General features: G+C 61.5%; 13 protein-coding genes. 9 read left to right on the top strand and 4 right to left on the bottom strand.

The window, feature by feature from the left end; all coding sequences use genetic code 11:
- Nucleotides 1–2,556, bottom strand: a 2,556-nt coding sequence (locus VJ464_16730) for a hypothetical protein (protein ID HKQ06782.1), incomplete at its 3' end; no start/stop codon positions are given.
- 547 nt (nucleotides 2,557–3,103) lie between these two features.
- Between VJ464_16730 and VJ464_16725 the strand changes: the two genes are divergently transcribed.
- The 7 genes from VJ464_16725 (at nucleotide 3,104) to VJ464_16695 (ending at nucleotide 14,210) form a co-directional block, all read left to right on the top strand.
- Nucleotides 3,104–5,647 carry a TonB-dependent receptor gene (locus VJ464_16725; protein HKQ06781.1) on the top strand — a complete coding sequence of 848 codons (2,544 nt, stop codon included), beginning with the start codon at nucleotides 3,104–3,106 and terminating at the stop codon, nucleotides 5,645–5,647.
- Nucleotides 5,648–5,791: 144 nt separating this feature from the next.
- On the top strand, nucleotides 5,792–7,024 hold the full coding sequence (locus tag VJ464_16720; GenBank protein HKQ06780.1) for a DUF3179 domain-containing (seleno)protein: 1,233 nt from the start codon (nucleotides 5,792–5,794) through the stop codon (nucleotides 7,022–7,024).
- A gap of 158 nt (nucleotides 7,025–7,182) precedes the next feature.
- The gene (gene xdh / locus VJ464_16715; GenBank protein ID HKQ06779.1) at nucleotides 7,183–9,789 is read left to right on the top strand and encodes a selenium-dependent xanthine dehydrogenase; all 2,607 of its coding nucleotides are present in this window, start codon (nucleotides 7,183–7,185) and stop codon (nucleotides 9,787–9,789) included.
- Nucleotides 9,790–10,031: 242 nt separating this feature from the next.
- Entirely contained in the window at nucleotides 10,032–10,271 is a 240-nt protein-coding gene (locus tag VJ464_16710; protein HKQ06778.1) for a hypothetical protein, read from the top strand.
- 130 nt (nucleotides 10,272–10,401) lie between these two features.
- Nucleotides 10,402–12,042, top strand: a complete 1,641-nt coding sequence (locus tag VJ464_16705) for a hypothetical protein (protein HKQ06777.1) — start codon at nucleotides 10,402–10,404, stop codon at nucleotides 12,040–12,042.
- Nucleotides 12,043–12,182: 140 nt separating this feature from the next.
- Nucleotides 12,183–12,755, top strand: coding sequence for a TMEM165/GDT1 family protein (locus tag VJ464_16700; protein HKQ06776.1), 573 nt, complete (start codon nucleotides 12,183–12,185; stop codon nucleotides 12,753–12,755).
- 234 nt (nucleotides 12,756–12,989) lie between these two features.
- Nucleotides 12,990–14,210, top strand: a complete 1,221-nt coding sequence (locus VJ464_16695; GenBank protein HKQ06775.1) for a PilZ domain-containing protein — start codon at nucleotides 12,990–12,992, stop codon at nucleotides 14,208–14,210.
- 2 nt (nucleotides 14,211–14,212) lie between these two features.
- On the opposite strand, the gene VJ464_16690 is transcribed toward VJ464_16695, so the two are convergent.
- Nucleotides 14,213–14,650 (bottom strand): DNA translocase FtsK, encoded by a 438-nt coding sequence (locus VJ464_16690; GenBank protein ID HKQ06774.1) that lies wholly within the window; start codon nucleotides 14,648–14,650, stop codon nucleotides 14,213–14,215.
- A gap of 186 nt (nucleotides 14,651–14,836) precedes the next feature.
- Between VJ464_16690 and VJ464_16685 the strand changes: the two genes are divergently transcribed.
- Both VJ464_16685 and VJ464_16680 read left to right on the top strand, forming a co-directional pair.
- Nucleotides 14,837–15,679, top strand: coding sequence for a GH25 family lysozyme (locus tag VJ464_16685; GenBank protein HKQ06773.1), 843 nt, complete (start codon nucleotides 14,837–14,839; stop codon nucleotides 15,677–15,679).
- 105 nt (nucleotides 15,680–15,784) lie between these two features.
- On the top strand, nucleotides 15,785–17,110 hold the full coding sequence (locus tag VJ464_16680; protein HKQ06772.1) for a 5'-deoxyadenosine deaminase: 1,326 nt from the start codon (nucleotides 15,785–15,787) through the stop codon (nucleotides 17,108–17,110).
- A gap of 16 nt (nucleotides 17,111–17,126) precedes the next feature.
- On the opposite strand, the gene VJ464_16675 is transcribed toward VJ464_16680, so the two are convergent.
- Together VJ464_16675 and VJ464_16670 are read right to left on the bottom strand one after the other, a co-directional pair.
- Complete coding sequence (locus VJ464_16675) at nucleotides 17,127–20,498, bottom strand: hypothetical protein (protein ID HKQ06771.1); 3,372 nt, start codon at nucleotides 20,496–20,498, stop codon at nucleotides 17,127–17,129.
- Nucleotides 20,495–21,970 carry a toll/interleukin-1 receptor domain-containing protein gene (locus tag VJ464_16670; GenBank protein HKQ06770.1) on the bottom strand — a complete coding sequence of 492 codons (1,476 nt, stop codon included), beginning with the start codon at nucleotides 21,968–21,970 and terminating at the stop codon, nucleotides 20,495–20,497. Before VJ464_16670 ends, VJ464_16675 begins: the two co-directional genes overlap by 4 nt.
- Between the last annotated feature and the right edge of the window lie 113 nt (nucleotides 21,971–22,083).

The following is a 22,083-nucleotide window of genomic DNA, read 5'->3' as shown; positions in this document are numbered from 1 at the left end:
AAACCCTGTCACCTGCACCATCTCGCCGCCCGCAGCCGACAGCAGCAGACTGTTCTGATCGGCGACGAAGCGATGCGCGTAGCTCAGTTTGACCGAGTCAATGACGCTGAAGTCCGAGCCACCTTGCGAGGTGAAGGTGAGCTGGTTGTTACCTTCTTGGAGCATTCGTTGGCTGATGTGAAACTGCGCCACCTGATGCTGCTGGCCGGTAAACGACATCGCGCCGATCTCCTGGCCGTTGAGCTGAAGGCGGACGGCGTGTTCGGGGCCGGTCGAAGAGCCGAGGCCCTGCAAGGCGACTTCGAGCAGGGCGTCATCCGAGGCTGCCTGGTTGAGCTTGGCGACCGAGATGGGTTGATTGAAGGGCGTCGGCGAAACGATGGCGCCGAACCAGTTTTCAGCCTCACCGTTGTTGATTGAAGGGAAGTAGAGGAAACGGTCGCGCCGCTCGACGGTTGAAGTAAAGCTGCGATTACGGGTTTCGCGGCCTTTGCCGACCGAGACGACTGAGATGCGGCGACCTGGCAGCGCGCCGTTGGTGAGATAATAAGCACGGCGATTGGTCGAAGGGGTATCGAGGCCCTGAGCGTAGAATTCGATGAAATCCGTTGGCTCAAGTCTGCCGCCGAGGCCGCCGCTGACGATGAGCGGGACTTCCTGGGCGTCGGTGAAGAGTTGCAGGAAGCGCGGGTCTTTTGAAGTATCAAAGCCGGCGGCTAGAAGTTGCGGCTGGGTGATGCGATACCAGCCGGGTTTGCCGATCAGAATCTTCGCGCCGGCCTTTGCGGCAATCCCCCATTGCGCATTCAAGCTCGCAGACGACAGGCGTGCGGCTCGGCTCTGTGTCGTCGAGCTTCCGACCGAGATGTTTTCGACGACGGCACCGGGCGCGTTGCTGCGCAATTGACTGAGCATGAGCGATTGCGATTGCGCCGGCAACTGGCTAACGTCAACCGGGCTGACCGGCCCGTGCATCACGCTCTGGCCGTTCGCGTCAACGTCTTCGAGCCAGTAGAGCGGCCAGTCTTTTGTCGAAGCGAGCTGATCCATCCAGGCATAAGCAAAGCCCGCGGTGAATGGCGCTTGCTCGCCACCCAGCAAGGCCGTGCCGCCGATCAGCGAGGTGTTGAGCCGCGTGCGTTTGCCGTCCAGGTCGCGATAGAGATTGAAGCCGAGATTGCTCACCTCATAGCCGGTCTGCCATTCGATGAGCGTGCGACCGTCGGCAGAGCGCTCGGCTTTAAAGTCGGCGAGGTCCACCCGTGTCACGATGCTCGGGGCCACGACGCTGCCGCAATTCGACAGGTCGATGCCATAACCGGTGGTGATCGTCGTGTTGCCCTGGTCGTCAACAATCACAATCTTGATCCAGTAAGTGCCGGCGGGCAGGCTGCTGGTGGTCCACGAAGTCGTCCACCGATTGACTGTGCCGGTGACCGGCGATGTCACAGGACTGTTGATCTGTGTCCAGGTCGTCGTGCCATTGAGCCTGTAGGAAAACGTTAGGCTGGCGATGGTGTCAATGACCGTCGCGCTAGCGCCGGAACCGGTGACGGTCAGGGTGTCAATCGTAGTGGCGGTCAACGCGACGGGGCTGCCGTTGGTGCCGCCGCCGCACGCCTTCGTGTAGCTGCTGAGGCGCGGTTTTTGTTCTATCGTGCCCGACAGCGTCACGATGTCGCTGAACGGCATCGGGGTCGTCGTCGCCATCGTGAAGTCGCCCAGGCCGACGAAGTCTTTCTGCGTCGGGTTCTGGGTCGTGGCCGAGGTCGTGAACGCCAGAGCAAAGGGCGTTGTCGGCGTGATCGCCTGCGCGCCGCTGCAATCCTTGAAGGCCGTCAGCGGCACTTGATAGTCGAGCAGGTAGCCGCCGCCGCTTGCTGTCACGTCGGTCACTAAAACATTGCCTGTGCTGCCAAGCGTGATGGCCCGGCTGAAGACTGTTCCCTGGCCATTGCTGGCGCAGCTTGAACCGTTCGGGATGTCCTGCTCGTTGGCGTCGCCGTAATAAACATAGATAGTCGTGCTGTTGCCGTTGACTTCGACGAAGAATTCTTTATAGCCATCGCCATCGGTATCTAATAACGTGCACCAGGTTTTCTGGACCATCACGTTGCCGCCCGTGCCGCGCGGGTCGCCGCGCAGCCGCAGGCGAAAGAAGAAGACATGATTGGTCGAATCATAATAGTAATAGGATGACCCAAGATTGCCCGACGTGCCGTTGAAGACATCGATGCCATCAGGATTGACGCCCGTGCCGCCGGTTGACAGATCGTTATTGGCCGTCGATTTGTCCTGTATGGCCTGGCCGAGCTGCGTATAGCCAATCCATGACCCTGACGACGGCCAGGGCGCGGGGTAGGTCTGCGCCGCCGCCGCGCCCGATATGAGTAATAGACAGACCGTCAGTCCCAACAGTCGCCTTGCGGGCGCGGCCAGGGCGAAAACCCGGTCAGAGTTGGCTTTGAAACCCGCCGTTAAGAGTCTGGCATAGAGCGCCATGGCGCGCTTCCCCCAGGCCCCCAGGCAGGGGTAAGACAGATGTGGCTTAAACAAGAGTGTTTCTCCTTACGCGTCGCCGTTCTAATTCTTGAAGACGGCTTTTTTTGAAAACACCGCAAATGCCAGCGCAGTATTTGGGCCAGCCGCGCGCCGAACAGGGCCAGAGATAGCGCGACGGCAAATCGGCTTAAGGGCAAGTGAGGAAGTCGGCAGACAGGTCTTCGATGTCGCTTAAGGTTCCGCTTGTGCATCAGGGGTGGAACCTGGCGAACCGCCGCCATTATCGCGCAAGCGCGACGACAGTCAATAGTTTTCTTAAGTGGCGCGCCTTTGGCTAACCGGTTTGGGTGGCGCGGCTCTGGAAGCATCCTGACCAGGCAGGCGCGCGGCACGCCTTGAATCGTTATGGCAATCCGTTGCGGCGGCGCGCGCGTATTAGGGGGCGGCAGTTCGTTAGAACCTGCCTCGGCAAAGCGTTGCGCAATCCGTTATCATGGCGTGGCTTTGCGCCATGAGACAACAATGGCGCGGGCTGCGCTGATCGGCTATTATTTCTATTTGCGTGGCCGAAACGAACCGGCAAATAATAAGAAGGTAGTAAATGGACGTTGTGACACCTATGCTGTGCTTTATCCCCCCATATCTTCGTAAGCTGACGCGGGCGCTCGTCGTGTTAGCGCTCGTGCCGGCGCTGGGCTTCAGCGTCATCGCCCGGCAAGCGCGCTCGACCGCGAGCCTGCGCGTCACGGCGCACGACGAAGCCGACCGCGCGGTCACCGCCGTCGTTGTCGAATTGAAACGCGGCGATGCCGTCGTTATCAAAACTGCAACCGACGAAAAAGGCGTCGCCGAATTCAGAAATCTCGCGCCGGGCACTTATGATGTCTTCATCTCGAAAGAAGGGCTTGAGACCCTCAATCAAACCGGAGTGACGGTGCAGGCCGGCGCGCCCGTCGAGATCAACTTCACCGTCGTTCCCAAAGTCAATCTCACCGACACAGTAACCATACAGGCCGGCTCCGACACGCATGTTGAAAAGACGGCCTCGGTCGCAAGCGAGCTGGCGCGCAACATAGTCAAAGAGCTGCCGGTCAAACCGGCGACCGTCAAAGACACGCTGCCGCTGGTTCCCGGCGTCGTGCGCTCGCCCGAAGGCGAGATCAAGATTTCCGGCCAGGGCGAGCACCGCAGCGCGCTGATCGTCAACTCGGCTGACGTCACAGACCCGGCGACCGGGCAGTTCGGCGTCACCGTGCCGGTTGATAGCGTCGAAACGATCAATGTCTTCAAGACGCCTTACCTGGCGCAATACGGTCGCTTCACCGCCGGCGTCGTCACGGTCGAGACCCGGCGCGGCGGCGACAAGTGGGACTTCGAGATCAACGACCCGCTGCCCGAGTTCCGCATCTGGAGCGGCCAGTTGCGCGGCGTCCGCGAAGCCTCGCCGCGTCTGGTCTTCAACGGCCCGCTCATCAAAGACAAGCTCTACTTCTCGGAAGGCGTCGAGTACGATCTGGTCAAGCGGCCCGTGCGGACGCTGCCCTTCCCGTTCAACGAGACCAAGAACGAGTCGGTGAATTCGTTCACGCAGCTCGACTACATCCTGTCGCCCGTGCATACGTTGACCGGGACATTCCACGTCGCGCCGCGCCACATGAGCTTCGTCGGATTGGAGTTCTTCAACCCGCGCGAGGTGACGCCGACCCTGAGCGCTCACGATTACACCGGCACGCTAATTGACCGCCTGGCGATTGGCGGCAACCTGCTTGAAAGCACGCTGGCCGTCAAGCGTTTCAGCGGCGGCGTCTGGGGCCAGGGGCCGCTTGAGATGACGCTCGCGCCGACGGGCAACAGCGGCAACTATTTCAGCGATCAGGCGCGCCGCGCGTCGCGCATCGAAGCGATTGAGACCTACTCGCTGGCGCCGATCCGCGCCATGGGCGCGCACAATCTGAAATTCGGCTTGACGTTTGCGCGCACGACGAACCGCGGCGACTTCCGGGCGCGGCCCGTGAATATCGTTGACGCCGAGGGGCGGCTGATTAAACACATAGACTTTGCCGGCAGCGGCCAGCTCTTTGACCGCAACGACCTGGAGGCAGACTTCTTCGCGCAGGATCATTGGGTGCTGAACCCGCGCCTGTCGGTTGATGTTGGCACGCGCTTCGAGCGCCAGGGGATCACCGAAACCATGCGCGTTGCGCCGCGCGTCGGCATCGCGCTGACGCCGTTCCGCAATCAGGAGACGGTGATTCGCGGCGGCTATGGCCTGTTTTATGACCGCGTGCCGCTGATGGTCTATTCGTTCAACCGCTACCCGGAGCAAGTAGTGACGACCTATGGGCCGGACGGCGAAATCATTGACGGCCCGCGCCGCTTCAGTAACATCACAGACCGCGCCGAGGACAGCAAGCTGCCGTTCATCTTCAGCAAAGATATCGCCGGCAACTTCGCGCCTTACAGCGCGACCTGGAACGTCGAGGTTGAGCATCCGGTCACCAAACAACTGCGCGTCCGCGCCAATTACTTGCAGAGCAACACCTACGGCGTCATCACGATCACGCCCGGCGTGGTGCAGGGCGAAGACGCGCTGGTGATGCGCGGTTCGGGACGCGCCGGCTACCGCCAGCTTGAGCTGACGGGGCGCTGGCAGATGCCCGAAGGGCAGCAGTTGTTCTTCTCGTATGTGCGCAGCCGCACGCAAGGCGACCTGAACGAGTTCAACAGCTACCTCGGCAACTTCCCGTTCCCTGTGGTGCGGGCGAACCAGTACACCAATCTTTCCGCCGACCTGCCGAATCGTTTCCTGACCTGGGGGCTGATCAAGCTGCCCGGCCATGTGCGCATCTCGCCGATGTTGGAATGGCGCAACGGCTTCCCCTACGCGGTGACCAACGCGGCGCAGGATTATGTCGGGCTGGCGAACACGACGCGCTTCCCGCCTTTCTTCTCGTTCGATTCAAGAGTCTCGAAAGACTTCAAGGTGAGCGACAAGTATGCGCTGCGGCTGTCGGTGAGCGGCTTCAACCTGACCAACCATTTCAACCCGTACAGCGTCCACGGCAACATTGACGACCCGCGGTACGGCGTCTTCTTTGGCAATTACAAACGTCGCTTCCGGCTGGATTTCGACGTGCTGTTTTAACAAGGCAAAAGTAAAAAGGCAAAAGGCAAAAGGGCGGAGCCGGAGTGAATAGATAATCAAGAGCTATCTATTCACTCCCCGTCTTACTTTTGCCTTTTTACTTTTTACTTTTTACTTCATAATCGTCGCCCGAAGGAGAACCCTATGACTGCCGCTTCATCCACGATTACGCGCCCGCGCCCGAAGCATTCTGTGCTGGCATGGCTCACGGTGTTGCTGTTGGCCGCCGTGATGCTGGCGATGGTCGCCATCCCTGTCTTTCTCATCATGCCGTTCAAGAGCCAGACGCCGCGCGCCCTTGACATCGCCTACCAGCTCAAACGCTGGTCGCCGCTGGCAACCATCTTCGGGCTTGTCGCAATGCTGGCGTTGAGCGTTTATCTCTGGCGCGGCGGGCGCTGGTTCAAGCGCACGGTGCTGATTCTGCTGGTCGCGCTCGCCGGCCTGTTGACATGGTTTGCGCGGCAGAACCACTTTGAGTGGATGTTCCACCCGCTGCCGGTGGCGGCTTTCGCTAACGTCAGCGACGCCGGCTTCATCAACAACGACGATCAAGTGATGGCCATAACCGTCAACGATGAAGCGGCGGCCTACCCGATTCGCCAGATGGCTTATCACCATGTCGTCGAGGACACGGTGGGCGGTGTGCCCATCGTGGCAACCTACTGAACGCTCTGCCACACCGGTCTGGTGTGGGAGCGCAACGTCAAAGGCCGCACGCTGAACTTTCACCTGAGCGGCATCAATAACCAGAACTTCATCATGCGCGATGAAGAGACCGGCTCGTGGTGGCAGCAGGTCAGCGGCCAGTGCATCGCCGGGCCGCTCAAGGGCGAACAGCTCCAGCTCGTCGCTCATGACGAGCTGCCGTTCGCGCTCTGGAAGCGCGAGCAGCCCGCCGGGCGCGTGCTGAAACCTGACGAGCGCGTCGCCGCGCAGTACGAGCCGGTAGACTGGGAAGACCGTTACGCCACGCTCCGCGTCGTCACGCCGGTCAACCCCGACGATCAGTTGAAGCCGCGCGATCTCGTCATCGGCGTCACCGCCAGCGGCGCCGCGAAGGCTTATTCGATGGCGCGGCTCGAACGACAAGCGCCGGTCAACGACACGCTGGGCGGCACACCACTGGTCATCATGCTCGACACCAGCAAGAAATCGGTGCGCGCTTTTGAAAGCACTGTGGACGGCCGCGCGCTCGCCTTCGTGGTGAAGCCGGGCACGGCGCAATTCACCGATGCCGAAACCGGCAGCACCTGGGAGTTCACCGGTCGCGCCGTGAGCGGCCCGCTCGCCGGTCGCCGGCTGCGCCCCGTCAATGTGTTGAAAGATTACTGGTTCGACTGGAAGATCTACCATCCTGACACAGCGATCTATTGACAGTGACAAGTGACGAGTGACAAGAGAACAGCGAATCCTTCTTGTCACTTGTCACTCGTCACTTGTCACCCTCTTCAATTTCTCTGCCGCCGCCCGCCGAATAATGCTAAAATGCCGGAACCGCAGGGGAGCCCCGCTGGACGGTCGAGGGAATGACTATGAATCGCATCGAGTTTACATTGAATAATCAACCGCGCGCGGTCGAAGTCGATACGGACGCGTCACTATTAGAAGTGCTGCGTGACCATTGCGGCATCATCTCGCCGAAAGATGGTTGCAGCCCGACCGGCCAGTGCGGCTGCTGCACAGTCATCATTGACGACCGCGCCGTCGTTGCGTGCGCCGTGCCGGCGAAGAACGCCGCCGGCAAGCGCGTCCAGACGCTCGAAGGGTTTTCAGAGCTAGAGCGCGAGACCTTCGCCGATGCGTTCATCACCGGGGGCGGCTTGCAATGCGGCTTCTGCACGCCCGGCATTGTCGTGCGCGCCAAGCATCTGCTCGACAAGACGCCGGAGCCGTCCGACGATCAGATCAACCGCATGCTGAGCATGCATCATTGCCGCTGCACCGGTTACGTCAAGATCGCTGATTCGATCAAGCTCGCGGCCTGCGCGCTGCGCGGTGAAGCGATGCCCGATTGCGATCACAGCGGCAAAGTCGGCTCCAGCCTGCCGCGTTACGAAGCGCGCGAGCTGGCGCTCGGCGAGCGGCCTTACGTTGACGACATGACGTTCCCGGACATGCTGCACGGCGCGGTTCTGCTTTCCGAGCATCCGCGCGCCCTGGTCAAGCGCATAGATACATCGAAAGCCGAAGAGATTCCCGGCGTCATCCGCATCGTCACCGCCGCCGACACACCGGGCCAGCGCCATCAAGGATTGATCTACAACGACTGGCCGATATTTATTGAGGAAGGCGAAGAGACGCGCTATGTCGGCGATGTGATCGCCGCGGTCGCCGCCGTTGACCGGCGCACGGCGCGGCGCGCGGCGCAGGCGATTGTCGTCGATTACGAAGTGCGCCCGCCGGTCGCGACGACGGAAGCGGCTTTGCAAACCGACGCGCCAAAGATTCACAAGAAGGGCAACCTGCTGAGCAAGTCCGAAATCCGCCGCGGCGATGTGGACGCCGCCTTGCGCGATTCGGCCTTTGTCGCCTCGCACACGTTCCAGACGCAGTTCATCGAGCATATGTACCTGGAGCCCGAAGCCTGCATCGCCATGCCTGAAGGCGACGGCTTGCGGGTCTACACACAGGGCCAGGGCGTCTTCGACGACCGCCGGCAGATCGCTTCGTTTATGGGGATGCCGCAGGAACAGGTCAAGGTAACGCTGATTACCAACGGCGGCGCGTTCGGCGGCAAAGAGGACATGAGCGTACAGGCGCAGACCGCCTTGCTCGCCCACCTCACAGGCAAGCCTGTGAAGCTGACCTTGAGCCGCGAAGAGAGCTTGCGCCTGCATCCCAAGCGCCACCCGATCAAGATGGACTACACGGTCGGCTGCGACTCGGAGGGCCGATTGACCGCGGTGCGCGCTTTCATGGTTGGTGACAAGGGCGCGTATGCGTCGGTCGGCACCAAGGTGTTGGAGCGCGCTGCTGGCCATTGCACAGGGCCGTACAAGGTGCCGAACATCGAAGTCACATCGCTTGCGGTCTACACCAATAATCCGCCGTGCGGCGCGATGCGCGGCTTTGGCGCTAATCAATCGGCGTTCGCGATGGAATCGATACTCGACATACTGGCTGAACAGGTCGGCATTGACGGCTGGGAGATTCGCTACCGCAACGCGCTCGACCTCGGCGACATCTTCTGCACAGGTCAGCCGCTCGAAGTCAGCGTCGGCATCAAGAAGACGCTCGAAGCGGTGCGCGATATTTATCGCGGTGCGAAGTACGCCGGCATCGCCTGCGGCGTCAAGAACACAGGCATCGGCAACGGCCTGCCCGAATACGGCAAGGCGATGCTTGAGGTACGCGACGACGGCACGGTGGCGATCTATACGGGCTACACGGAGATGGGACAGGGGTTGTTCACGGTCTTGCAGCAGACGGCCTGCGAAGAGACCGGCCTGCCGCCGAGTGTTTTTACCTTCGTCGCCGCCGACACGAAATACGACCTCGACTGCGGGCAGACGACCGCCTCGCGTGGCACGGTGCTCGGCTGTCGCGGCGTCCAGGAAGCGGCGCGCAAGCTGCGGCGCGATCTTGACGAGAAGCGCACACTGCGTGATCTGGCAGGCAAAACGTATTACGGCGAAGTGCTGATCGATGACACGACTTCGCTGGAGATGAACGCCGCGAAGCCAAAGACCCATTTCGCCTATGGCTTCGCCACACAGGTCGTCATCCTCGACGACGACGGGCGGGTCAAGAAAGTCGTCGCCGCACACGACGTCGGGCGCGTCATGAACCCCGTGCTTCTCGAAGGCCAGCTCGAAGGCTCGATTCACATGGGCTTAGGCTATGCGCTCACCGAAGAGTTCCGCGTCGAAGGCGGCGTGCCGCAGACGATGACCGTGAATTCGCAAGGCTTGCTGCGGGCGCGGCATATGCCGGAAGTCGAGTTGATCATGATCGAAGATCGACACCCCGACGGGCCTTATGGCGCCAAAGGCGTCGGCGAAATCGGCCTGGTGCCGACGGCGCCAGCAGTCGCCAATGCGTTGTACAGGTACGACGGCATTCGCCGCTTCACGCTGCCGATGAAAGATTCGCCGGCGGCGCGCGCCATCACCGGCAAAGCGGCGAGCCGTCAGGGGTGACTCGCCCCGCAAAGCGCCGAGTCTGCGCGGCGAATCGCCCGTTCTCAGCGGCGGGCGGACGAGAAACCTCAGGGTCGGCCTATTTGTGATTTGACACATATAACAAAACGATGTACCTTCTACTCGCGTCCTGGGTTTCGGCGAGAACGAGCCTCGGGGGTCTGCACGACAGCAAAATCTCCGCTACCTCAGCTCTTCTCGTCGTCAAGTAACTTCACAGCACTTCGATCAAGGGAACGAACATGAAATCAAAACGCGGCGTTGGCCCGGATGGGGCACTATTCAATCCACAGGAATCGTCGGAAGAACCGGCGGCCCCGGCCGGCAAGCCCAAAGAGGCGCCGGCCCCCGGCCTGCCTGTCTCCGAGGAAGAGTACCAACGCCTAAAAGAGGCCGCCAAACACGCGCCGCCGGCGCAAGTCGAGCATGCACAGGAAGACCGCCCGGTGAAGAACAAGAAAGGCGGGCCGCGTCGCCGCTAACGGCGGCGGATCCCACTTGAGTCCGGCCTTGGTAATTGGCAACGGGCTGAAATCCCGCATCTCCCACCTGCCTGAGAGACGAAATGCAGTGCTCGCCGCCGCCGCGGAATAGTCGGAAAAGGAGAACGCTATGGCAAAGAGCAAATCATCTGCTAAGAAAACATCGAGCAAGAAGACATCGAGCAAGAAGAGCGCCAGCAAACGGGTAGTCGGCAGTGATATTCCAGAGCTGCGCGGCAAGTCCGGCAAAGGCAAAGAATTTGAACCCACTCAGGAATCGCTGGAGGCTTTGAACGCCTCGCTCCCCGAACTGAAGGAGCCGCGCCCCTACACCAGCCGCTACCCTATCCCTGACGCGCAGTTCGAGAGACTCAAAGCGGCGGCCCGCAAGGCGAAGATACCTAAGGGGGCGGCGACCATCGCCAAGGATAGAGGCAAGAAGGAGGAAGTGGCGGCGGCGGCGGTCACCGAGCTCGCGCCTGCCGGCGGCCCGGTCGCCGCGGCGCCGCTGCCTTCGACCAACTTCGCAGGCTTTTCGGCGACCGGGTGGATCCCGCCCGACTGCACCATGGCGACAGGCCCCAGCCACGTCATGCTCTCGGTCAACTCCTCTGTGGCGGTTTACAACAAGACCGGCGGCGCCCCTGTCCTCGTGCGCACCCTGACCGTGTGGTTCAGTAACGTGATTTCAGGGGTCACAATCTTTGACCCCAAGCTTTTGTTCGATCAGCACACCGGGCGCTATGTGCTCCTGGCAGTCGCCGTCTCGCAAAACCCGAAGAAGTCGGCCTACCTGCTGTCGGTCTCTGCGACGACCAACCCGCTGGGGTCGTGGCGCAACTACAGCCTGAACGCCATGGTTGACGGCAGTACGCTGACCAACAACTGGGCAGACTTCCCGGCGCTCGGCGTCGACCCGAACAACCTCTACATCACCTCGAACCAGTTTGCCTTCGGCGGCGGCTTCCAGTATGCGAAGATTCGCGTCGTCCCGAAGGCGGGGCCTTACTCGGGCGGGGCGGCGACCTTCGTCGACTTCGTGAACATGAAGAACCCGAATGGCTCGACCGCCTTCACCATCCAGCCCTGTCACACGTTCGGCGCGCCGCAGGTGGAGTACCTGGTGAATTCGTTGTTCCCGAGCGGCAACTCGCTGACCGTCTGGCGGCTGACGCAATCCGGGAGCAGCTTTAGTTTGACGAAGGCGAGCGTCGCGACGGCGGCTTACAGCCTGCCGCCCAACGCCCCGCAGAAGGGCAACAATGCGCCGCTGAACACGGGGGACGTGCGCGTCCTGCACGCGGTCTTCCGCGGCGGCTCGCTCTGGTGCGCGCTGACGACGACTCACAACTGGGTGGCGGCAGCCAGCCAGGCGTCGATCCACTGGTTCCAGATACAGGCCGCCACCCCCTCGCTCGTCCAACAAGGCATCTACGGCGCTGCGAGCCTTAGTTACTTCTACCCGGCCTGCTGCCCGGACGCCAACGGCAACATGATCATGGTCTTCTCGCGCTGCGGCACGAACGAGTTCGGCTCCATCTTCTACACGGGCCGCAAGGCCACCGACCCGCTCGGCAGCTTGCAGGCGAGCGCGCTGCTGAAGGCCGGCGTTGCCAACTACGTCGCCCTGGACGGCGGCGGTCGCAACCGCTGGGGCGACTACAACGGCGTTTGCGCCGACCCCTCGAACCCGAAAGTCATCTGGTTCTACAGCGAGTTCGCCGCCGCCGTCAACACCTGGGGGACGTGGGTCGGCTCGTCCTTCTTCTAGGCGGCGAGTCGCGTCTGTACCGCCAGCCTGATTAGGCCGGCGGGCAGCGGGCTCAGACCGGCAGGCCCGCCCGCTTAGTCCGTAAGGGCGGGCCTGCCGCGCCGGCTGCGAAGATGGGCGCAGAGGATTGGACGGTGAACATGGTTTACCTGCTCCTGGCCACCTACGGCACGATCTTCATGGCCGAGTTAGCGGGCGACAAGAGTATCTATACGATCAGCTCTCTGACGCTGCGTTTCCGCTCGCTGTATGTCTTCTGCGGGTTCACCGCGGCTTTCATGATCAAGACGCTGGTGGCCGTGCTGCTGGGGCAGTTCATCGCCGATCTGCCGAGGTCGCTCGTGGTCGTCACCAGCACCGCTACCTTCTTCGCCACCGCGCTCGTCATCTGGTTCAAGAAGAGTGAGGGCGAGCCGGCACGGCGCGAGAAGGAGAACTATTTTTCGCGGGCCGCGCTGATTAGCTTCGCCGCCATCCTGTTTTCAGAGTGGGGTGACGTCGGGCAGGTGATGGCGGCCTCGCTGACGGCCCGCTACCAGGTGCCGCTGGTCGTCTGGATCGGCGCCACCCTGGCGTTGATCACCAAGGGCCTGCTCGCCCTCGCCTTAGGCCGCGGGATTCGCCAGCGCATCCCGCTGTCGATTCTGCGCCCGGTGTCGGCGAGCATTTGCCTGGTCCTGGGCGTGCTTTCGGCAATCGGGCTTGTGCTTTAAGACTGCGCAGCCGGCCCCGCTTCTTCGCCGCGCGACAAGGTTGCCTCATCCCACGACGAGTGATTCTCTCCTCGGTATGATTCACCTGGCCCGCGCGGGTGAGGCACGACGGCGCTCGCCGTACAATATTGTTGACTTCCGCCTTGCGGCATTCATAATGGCCGAGAGCGTTCCAAACAAACTCGGCTTCTACCCCCGGAGAAGTCCCAAACGAACCCAGTCAAGAGGCCGCTTATGAAAAGCTCCGGCGCGCTGCGCCCATCGGGCGACTTAAAGGCCGCGAGGCCGAAGGCGGGCAGCACCGCCAAGCTGATTAGCGCTCACTATCTGGAAATCGGCTACTTGCTCGAACGCCTCGACCAGGCCGTGACCTATTATCAACTGCTCGGCGTTGACCGCTCGGCGTCCGAAGACGAGATCGTCCAGGCTTACCACGACGCCATCGCCGTGCTCCACCCGACGTATCACAAAGTCCGCGCCGCCGTCCCTGACGAAATGCTGATGCAGGTCGACACGGCCTTCGACAAACTGTCGAAAGCCTTTCTGGTGCTGACCAACCCGCGCCTGCGCGCCGACTACGACGCGGCGCTCGGACACCGCAAAGCCGCGCCGCTGCCTGTCGAAACCATCAAGCCGAAGAAACGCACATCGGGCAGCCTCAGGCGCGCATCGGGCAGCCTGAAGCGTGACCGCGCCGAGCAAGAGCGCCCGGCGAAGCGTCACAGCGCGCCGCTTGCCATCAAAGTGCCGACGCCGCAGGTTCTCTTCACGCGGCCCGCCACCGAAGCGGCAGCCGTGGTCAACCGCCGCCGCGCCGAGCGCTTCAACCTCTCGGTGCCCATCTTTGTCAAAGGCTACGACCGCCAGGGCAATCGCTGGCAGGAGGTCACCAAAACCATCAACGTCAGCCGTCTGGGCGTCGCCCTGCGCTTGCAAGCTCGCCTCTGTCATGGGGCTGTCGTCCACGTCACGTTGCCGCTGCCGACCAAGCTGCGCAGTCATGGCTTCAGCGAGCCGGGGTACAACATGTATGCCATCGTGCGGCGCGTCGAGCCGGCAGACGGCGGGACACGGGTTGTCGGCCTTGAGTTCATCGGCAACCAGCCGCCCGCTGGTTATTTGCACAAGCCCTGGTCGGCCTTCCGCACGCAACCGTGGAATGGCCCCGACCGCCGCCGCGAACCTCGTGTCGAGCGCGCCGAGCGCGTCCTTGTAGAATACCTCGACGAGGCAAGAGCGTTGCTCGGGCGCGAAGTCGCGGTCACCGAAAATATCAGTCTGGGCGGCGCGCGCGTGCGTGTCAGGCAGGCCCCTGAGGACTTCGAGATGGTGCGCGTGACCAGCGGCAATCAGGATTTCAGCAGCCTCGCCCTGGTGCGTAATCGCTTCACCGCCAGGGGCGGCGAGGAGCGCCTGTGCCTGCAATTCATGGAAGCCCGATGGCCGCTTGAGTGAGCTTAATGTTTGCGCTGCTCGCCGAGGTTGGGTTCGAGCGATTCGAGGAGCTGATAGGCGGGAGGCAGTGTCTTATGCGGGCGGAAGCCGTGCGCCGGGGCGACCATGCCATCGCGTTCGAGCGCCGCGACGATGCTCGACGCCTGGCGGTAACTGATCTCCAGGCGATGTTGCAAGACCAGCGTCGAGGCATAACCCAGGCTGGTGATGATGCGCAGCACCTTGCGGTAGACCTCTTCGTCGGGTGCCTGCTCGCCCTGCGTGATCTCGGCAAAGAAGTTCGGCGGCGCATCAGTTGAAGCCGGCGCGGCGAGCGTTTCGCGCCCGTCATCGCCGGCATCGCTGGCATCCATGGAAAGCGCGCGCAGAATCTCTTCCAGCTCGCCGCGCACCGCTTTCAGCCCATCACGCAGTTTTTGTTTGCCCTCATCTTCAGCCATAAGCAAACCGCCCGCCCGGCTGAATAATATCTTCTACATTTTCCGGCATCTTGTCCACATTCGATTTCGCTGCGCTTTGCTCATCGTAACCGGTGACCTACACCGGCGAGCTGTGGTATACATCTTTGTCGTCGTAACCGAACTGTCCAGTTGTATCGGTCACTTAAAAAACTTCAGGAGGCAAGTATGTCGTCAACAACCCGGTTAAGCGGTATAGACGTTTCTTATTATCAAGAGACGGTGAACTGGCAGAGTGTGAAAGCGGCGGGCAACGCGTTCGCTTTTGCCAGGGCAACCTACGGCAGCTCGAAGGTAGACTCGAAGTTCAGCACCAACTGGCCGGCAATGAAAGCGGCAGGAATCATTCGCGGGGCGTACCACTTCTACGTTTCGGCAAATGACCCGGCGGCGCAGGCGAACCTTTTCCTCCAGACCGTCGGCCATCTGGAAAGTAATGATCTGCCGCCCGTCCTGGATGTCGAAGCCGGGGGCGGCACAACCAATCTCGTCAATGGCGTTCAGCAGTGGCTCGACATCGTTGAGCAGGGGTTGGGGCGCACGCCGATGATCTACACAGGCCCTTCCTTCTGGAATGACAATATGACCAGCGGCTTCGGCAGATACCCGCTGTGGGTCGCGGAGTACGGCGTCTCGACGCCGAAGAAGGTCAACGGCTGGAGCACCTGGGCTTTCTGGCAGTATTCTCAATCCGGGTCAGTGGCGGGGATGAATCCCGTAGACCTCGACTACTTCAACGGCTCGCTCGATGACCTGCTGGCTTTGATCGGGGCGACGGCCAGTGGCCCGTCCACCCCGCTCCTTCCAGAGTCATCGGAAGCGAACACGCCGCCCGCGCAAACAGCGCCGCCGCCAGCGGCCAGCACACAGACTTACACTGTGAAATCGGGCGATACGCTCGGCTCGATTGCCAGTCGCTATGACACGACGGTCGATGCCATCTGCGAAGCCAACGATATCGATAACCCGAATATGATTCAGGTGGGACAGGTTTTAGTCATCCCGGCGTGAAGCCGAGTCTGGCCCGACCGCATCACTGATGGCGCACGCGAAAACGATTGACTTGCCAGGTATTCTTCCCTAATCTTGCGCCTGCATTGATGGAACGGTCGGGCCATGAGCGATTCACTGTTAATCAAAAATGCGACCGTCGTGACGATGGATGCCGGCAACCGCACCCTTGCGGGTGACGTGCTGATCGAAGGCACCCGCATCGCGGCGGTCGGCGCGTCGCTGACGGCCCGCGCCGACGAGACCGTTGACGCGCGCGGTCGCGTGCTGTTGCCGGGACTGGTGCAGACGCACGTTCATCTCTGCCAGACGTTGTTTCGCGGCGCGGCAGACGACCTCGCCTTGATTGACTGGTTAAAGAAGCGCATCTGGCCGATGGAAGCGGCGCACACGCCCGAATCGCTCTATGCCTCGGCGCGGCTCGGCATCGCCGAGATGATCCGCGGCGGCACGACCACAGCGCTGACGATGGAGACGGTCAATCATACCGAAGCGGTCTTCCGCGCCGTCGAAGAGACAGGCTTTCGCGCCACCGTCGGCAAGTGCATGATGGACAAAGGCGACGACGTTCCCGCCGCGCTGCACGAAGAAACAGAGGCTTCGATTGCTGAATCGCTCCGCTTGCTGGAGCGCTGGCATGGCCAAGCCGACGGGCGCATCCGTTACTGCTTCGCGCCACGTTTCGCCGTCAGTTGCACGCGCGGCTTGCTCGAACAGGTGGCGCGGCTGGCGCGTGAGCGCGGCGTCATCGTTCACACCCACGCTTCCGAAAACCGCGATGAGATTGCCCTGGTCGAGCGCGAAACCGGCTTGCGTAATATTGACTACTTAAACGCGGTGGGCCTAGCCGGGCCACACGCGGTGCTGGCGCACTGCGTTCATTTGAGCGACGGCGAGATGGCCGTTCTCAAGCAGACCGGCGCGCATGTCGCGCACTGCCCATCGTCAAATCTCAAGCTCGGATCGGGCCTGGCGCGTGTGGCCGAGATGAAAGCGCAAGGCATCTCGGTGACGCTAGGGGCCGATGGCGCGCCGTGCAACAACCGGCTGGATATGTTCACAGAGATGCGGACGGCGGCTTTGCTGCAAAAAGCCCTGCACGGCCCGGAAGCCTTGCCGGCGCTCACGGTCTTGCGCATGGCGACGACGGACGGGGCGCGGGCGCTGGGGTTGGCCGATGAGATCGGCAGCATCGAAGCGGGCAAGCGCGCCGACTTGATTTTGTTGAATCTCGACCGCCCGCACACGACGCCGCGGCCTGACGTAGTTTCAACAATTGTCTACGCGGCGCAATCGAGCGACGTGGAGATGGTATGGATTGACGGTCGCCGCGTCCTGGACGGAGGCCGATTGACGACGATGGACGAGCGCGAAGTGATCCAGAGCGCGCAAGCCGAAGCCGCACGACTCGCTTCGGTTGTCGGACAGTAAGACGAAGCTGCTCAGGTCAATGACTTCTTTGCGCTGCCACTTCTTGCTCCGTCGCCGCAAAAAACAGCCTGACGGTATCATCCCCGCTCCCGCTGGCCAGCACTTTGCCGTCGGGCGAAAAGGCTACCGATATGACAGAGGCCGCGTGCCCTTGCAGTGTATCTAGCGGCTTGCCGCTGCTCACTTCCCACAGTTTGATCGATTTATCATTGCTGCCGCTGGCCAGCACTTTGCCGTCGGGCGAGAAGGCCACCGAGAAGACTTGAACCGCGCGCTCTTGAAGCGTGTTCAGCAGCCTGCCGCTGCTCGCCTCCCACAGCTTGATAGTAAGATCTTCGCTGCCGCTGGCCAGCACTTTGCCATCGGGCGAGAAGGCCACTGATTTGACAGGGGACTTGTGCCCTTCAAGCGTGTTCATTAGCTTGCCGCTGCTCACTTCCCACAGCTTGATCGTCGTATCCCAACTGCCGCTGGCTAGCAGCTTGCCATCGGGCGAGAAGGCCACCGATGAAACAAAGCCTGCGTGTCCTTCAAGCGTGCTCAGCAGCCTGCCGCTGCCCGCCTCCCACAGCTTGATCGTCTTATCGTAACTGCCACTGGCCAGGAGCTTGCCATCGGGCGAGAAGGCTACCGAGAAGACAGAATTCGCATGCCCTTGAAGTATATTTGGCGGTCTGTTCGTGTCCACCTCCCACAGCTTGATCGTCGTATCCCAACTGCCGCTGGCTAGCAGCTTGCCGTCCGGTGAGAAGATCACCGAGGGGATAGAGTCCGCATGCCCTTGAAGTGTACGCAGTAGCTTGCCGCTGCTCACTTCCCACAGCTTGATCGTCGCATCGTAACTGCCGCTGGCTAGCAGCTTGCCGTCCGGTGAGAAGATCACTGAATAGACAGCATCCGCGTGTCCTTGAAGCGTGTTCCGCAGCCTGCCAGTGCTCACTTCCCACAGCTTAATGGTGTTATCGTCGCTCGCACTGGCCAGGAGCTTGCCATCGGGCGAGAAGGCCACCGATGAGATAGGGGCTTCGTGCCCTCGAAGTGTACGCAGTAGCTTGCCGCTGCGCACTTCCCACAGCCTGATCGTCGCATCGTCGCTCGCACTGGCCAGGAGCTTGCCATCGGGCGAGAAGGCCACCGATGAAACAAAGCCTGCGTGTCCTTGAAGCGTGTTCAGCAGCTTGCCGCTGTCCGCCTCCCACAGCTTGATCGTCTTATCGTAACTGCCGCTGGCCAGGAGCTTGCCATCGGGCGAGAAGGCCACCAATGAGACAGCAGCCCCATGTCCTTCAAGCGTGCTCAGCAGCTTGCCGCTGCCCGCCTCCCACAGCTTGATCGTCTTATCACTGCTGCTGCTGGCCAGCACTTTACCGTCGGGCGAGAAGATCACCGATAAGACAGAATCCTCATGTCCTTGCAGTGTACCTAGCGGCTTGCCGCTGCTCACTTCCCACAGCTTGATCGTCTTGTCCTTGCTGCCGCTGGCCAGCAGCTTGCCGTCGGGTGAATAGGCCACCGATATGACAGGATCGGTGTGCCCCCGGAGTACGGCGGATTCGTCGTGATGCGACCGCCACAGGTAGTACCAATCGAAATCGCGCAAGTCCTCTTCGTCAGGGGCGGGCAGGTAAGTGTTTAACAACTTGTATCCCATCGCCTGATTCTTATCGTCAAATGCTTTTTGCGCGAGGTTCATGTCCGAGACGTAGAGCAGTTGGCGAACCGTGCGCCCTTGCTCGACAGCCTCATTTTTCTGCTGCTCGACCTCATTGGTCTTCTGCTCGGCAACCTTTTTTTGCTTCAAGGCGAAGACCGCCGCGACAATGGCAACCAGGGATAACAGGATCAAGCCGGCGATAGCCAGCCGGCGCCGAACCAGCAAGGCGGTGCGCTGCTGGCGGCTGGCGTCCAGAAACCGCATCGCTCGCTCAAACACCTGCTCAGGTTCGAGCGCCTGCTGCTCTTCTCCTTCCAAAGCGGCGCTCAAATCGGGATGATAACGCCGCGCCCAGGCCGGATTCGGATCGTTCTGCCGCCGCCAGTTCAAGGCGACTTGCAGGGCCGGATCGCGCAGCAGCCCTTCTTTGCCTCTCTCATGCAGCATGGCGGTTTCCGCCAGCCGCTGGTACTGGCGCGCCGACCGCGACTCTGCCTCCACCCACTCGCTCAATCGCGTCCAGACGCGGATCAAGCTTTCGTGCGAAATGTCAATCAAGGTGTCATCGGTCAGCGCGATGTCGGCGGGAGGCATCAGGAAAGACCGGCCCTGGCGGCGGAACGCTTCGATGACGGCGATCACATCCGGCGGCGGCGCAGAGACCGTTTCGCAGAGGTCGCGCAAGGCAATCGGGTTGCGAACCTCACGGTTATCCGGCCCCTTCTCGGTGAGCGCCTTAAAGGTCTTTTCCGCGACCTTATGAAGCGCCTCCGGCAATTCGTTGTAGGCTTCGTCGGCATGCCTGGAGAGCGCCTCGCTCATCCCGCCGATGGCTTCGTAATGACGCAGGTCAACCGGCTCGGCGGCGCGGCCTTCGGCCTGCCAGTTGTCCCAGGTGCGCATCAGCGCGTGTTGCAGGATTGGCAGTTGATCGGGATTATCGCCGACATCATTCAACAGGCGATTGACCAGCCGCGGCGTCATCTCGGCGCCGCCCATCTTCGCCGGGCCGGTGATCGCGGCGCGGCGCTGCTCGTAGGTGAGGCGCGGGACGAGGTACTGGCTCTCGTTGATCGCTTCCGGCAACTCCCAGAACTGCGCGCAGTCGCCCAGGTAGTCCGAGCGCATGGTGAGCACCACATAGATGTTCACCTCAAGCTGGCGCGAGGCTTCGAGCAGTAATTTGACGAAGGCGGCTTTGTCGTTCTCGGCGCTCTCCGGCTTCGTGCCCTGCGCGACTCTGAATAGCTCTTCGAACTGGTCGGCAATGACGATCAAGTTCTCGCTTTCCGGCATGCGGGCCTGGCGCACGGCTTCGACGAGGCCAAGATTGCCGCGCCGCAGCGTGGTTTCGGTGATCGCAATTTGCAGGCTGCGATTCTCTTCATCTTCCGAGCCGAAGGCATCAAGCGAGTTGAGCGCCGCGGCCAGATTGCCCAGCGGGTCATTGCCCGGGCGCATCAGAGCAACGCGCCAGGCCGAGCCCGCTTGCCGCATCATGCCGCCGATCAGCGCCGGCAACAGACCGGCGCGCACCAGCGAAGACTTGCCGCTCCCCGATGTGCCGACCACCGCGAGAAAACGCTGACGGCCGAGCTTCTCGACCAGCCGCTCGCTCTGGTCTTCGCGACCGAAGAAGAGGTAGCTCTCAAGGAACTCAAAGGGCCGCAGTCCGGGGAATGGGTTCGGCGGAATCTCCAGGTCGGCCAGTCTGTCGATACTTTCCTGGATCATTGCCGGGCCTCCCTCGCCCGTTCAATCTCCTCGATGAACGGGGCCAACGACGCCGGCGAGAAGGCGCCGAAGTTGCGGATGACGATGCCGTCCTGGGTTTTGAAGCGCTCCTTGCCGCGGGTCTGCGGCCCGCCCAGGTAGAAGCCTTTGGCGAGCATGGGCTTGGCGCGTTGGTCGCTCGACAGCTTGAGCAAGTCCATGCGCTTCATCTGTAGCCAGCCATCTGTGGTGTTGCCACAATAAGTCAATACGGCATCGCATTCCTGCAAGTATTGCCTATGCATGCTCGGATCGGCATCCTCGGCCATCGAGAACAGCTCGAAGCCGCGCTCGAAGAGGTAGTCTTCGAGCGGCCTGATGGCTTCATAATCCGGCTGATCGCAGATGAGGTAGACCAGCGCCGGAGAGAGGTGGCCATTGCCTGTGGCGGCTTTCCGCGGTTCGGGCGGCGGCGGCGGCGGGTCGAGCTTCTCGCCGATGAAGGTTTTCAGGTCTTCGAGCTTGAGTTGCAAAAGCACGGCCCCGGCGGGCAGGTTCCAGTGGTTCGACAAGGCGCTGATAAATTTTTGCTGGCGCTCGTCGGCGGAATCAAGCCCCTGCGGCATCCAGACGATTTGCGAGAAACCTGCCGCACCGCAGCGCGCCGCACCCAGCTCCTGCTGAAGCTCGACAATCGATTTGGACTCGCCTTCGGGAACAATGCCATAGTTGGCGCCGACCAGATGCACGGCGAGCTGGCTGGCGGCAAGATAGTCGTTCACCTCGTCGCGCAGCCGTTGATCGAGCGGCAGTGGTCGGTCAGGCAAAACGCGATGCCCGTTGAGCTCTAACTCGCGCCGAATGCGGTCGCGGTCGGCGATGAGGTCAGAGGTCGTCTCGGCGAGGTAGACGGTTTTGCCGGAAGGTTGGACGGCGGGCGTCTGCGGGTCGCGCAGGCGTTCGATCAATTCTTTGATGTCTTGCGCCAGGTCTTCAAGCTTGTCCCAGTAGCGCTTATCACGGTTCGGGCCGGTCTCGTGGCTGAACTCGCGGAAGCGGTTGGTCGCCTGATCCACCGCGAAGAATTCGTAGCCCAACAAGGGCTGTAACTCCGGCGGGTGCTCATCGCGGGGGATGGGCGTCTTAATGACCTTAAAGATTCTCGACTTATCATCAAAGCGGACGCCGCCGTTGGCCACCGCTTGCCGGTAAAACTCCCGCAGCTCTCTCTGGCACCATTCCGACTTCATGTAACGCGGCGAGAGAATGCTGATGATAGAGGCAACTTGGGCAAGTTTATCAAGCAAGGTGTCGCCGAAATAATCGTTACCCTGGAGCTTGGGGTCGCGCCAGATTCTCGCCGGGTCGCCGAGAAGCTGCGCCAGCCTGATCGCCAGCCTCTTGTGAAGAAGGTCGATCCATCCTTCCTCCGAGCCATCGAAAGTTTCATTATCGATATGTGTGTAGCTGATGAAGAGATCGTGCTCGAACACCAGACGGCTCCTAATCTATAACTGCTGCCAGTCGCCAAGAGACCCGCACAGGAAGAAATGACGGGCGGATTATAACGCAGATCAAGTTTGTTGTCTTAGAAAGAATCTACAAA

The organism is Blastocatellia bacterium (genome assembly GCA_035275065.1).
Classification (GTDB): domain Bacteria; phylum Acidobacteriota; class Blastocatellia; order UBA7656; family UBA7656; genus DATENM01.
Note: the sequence above shows the minus strand (reverse complement) of the source record. Positions and strands in the feature narration are given on the sequence as shown.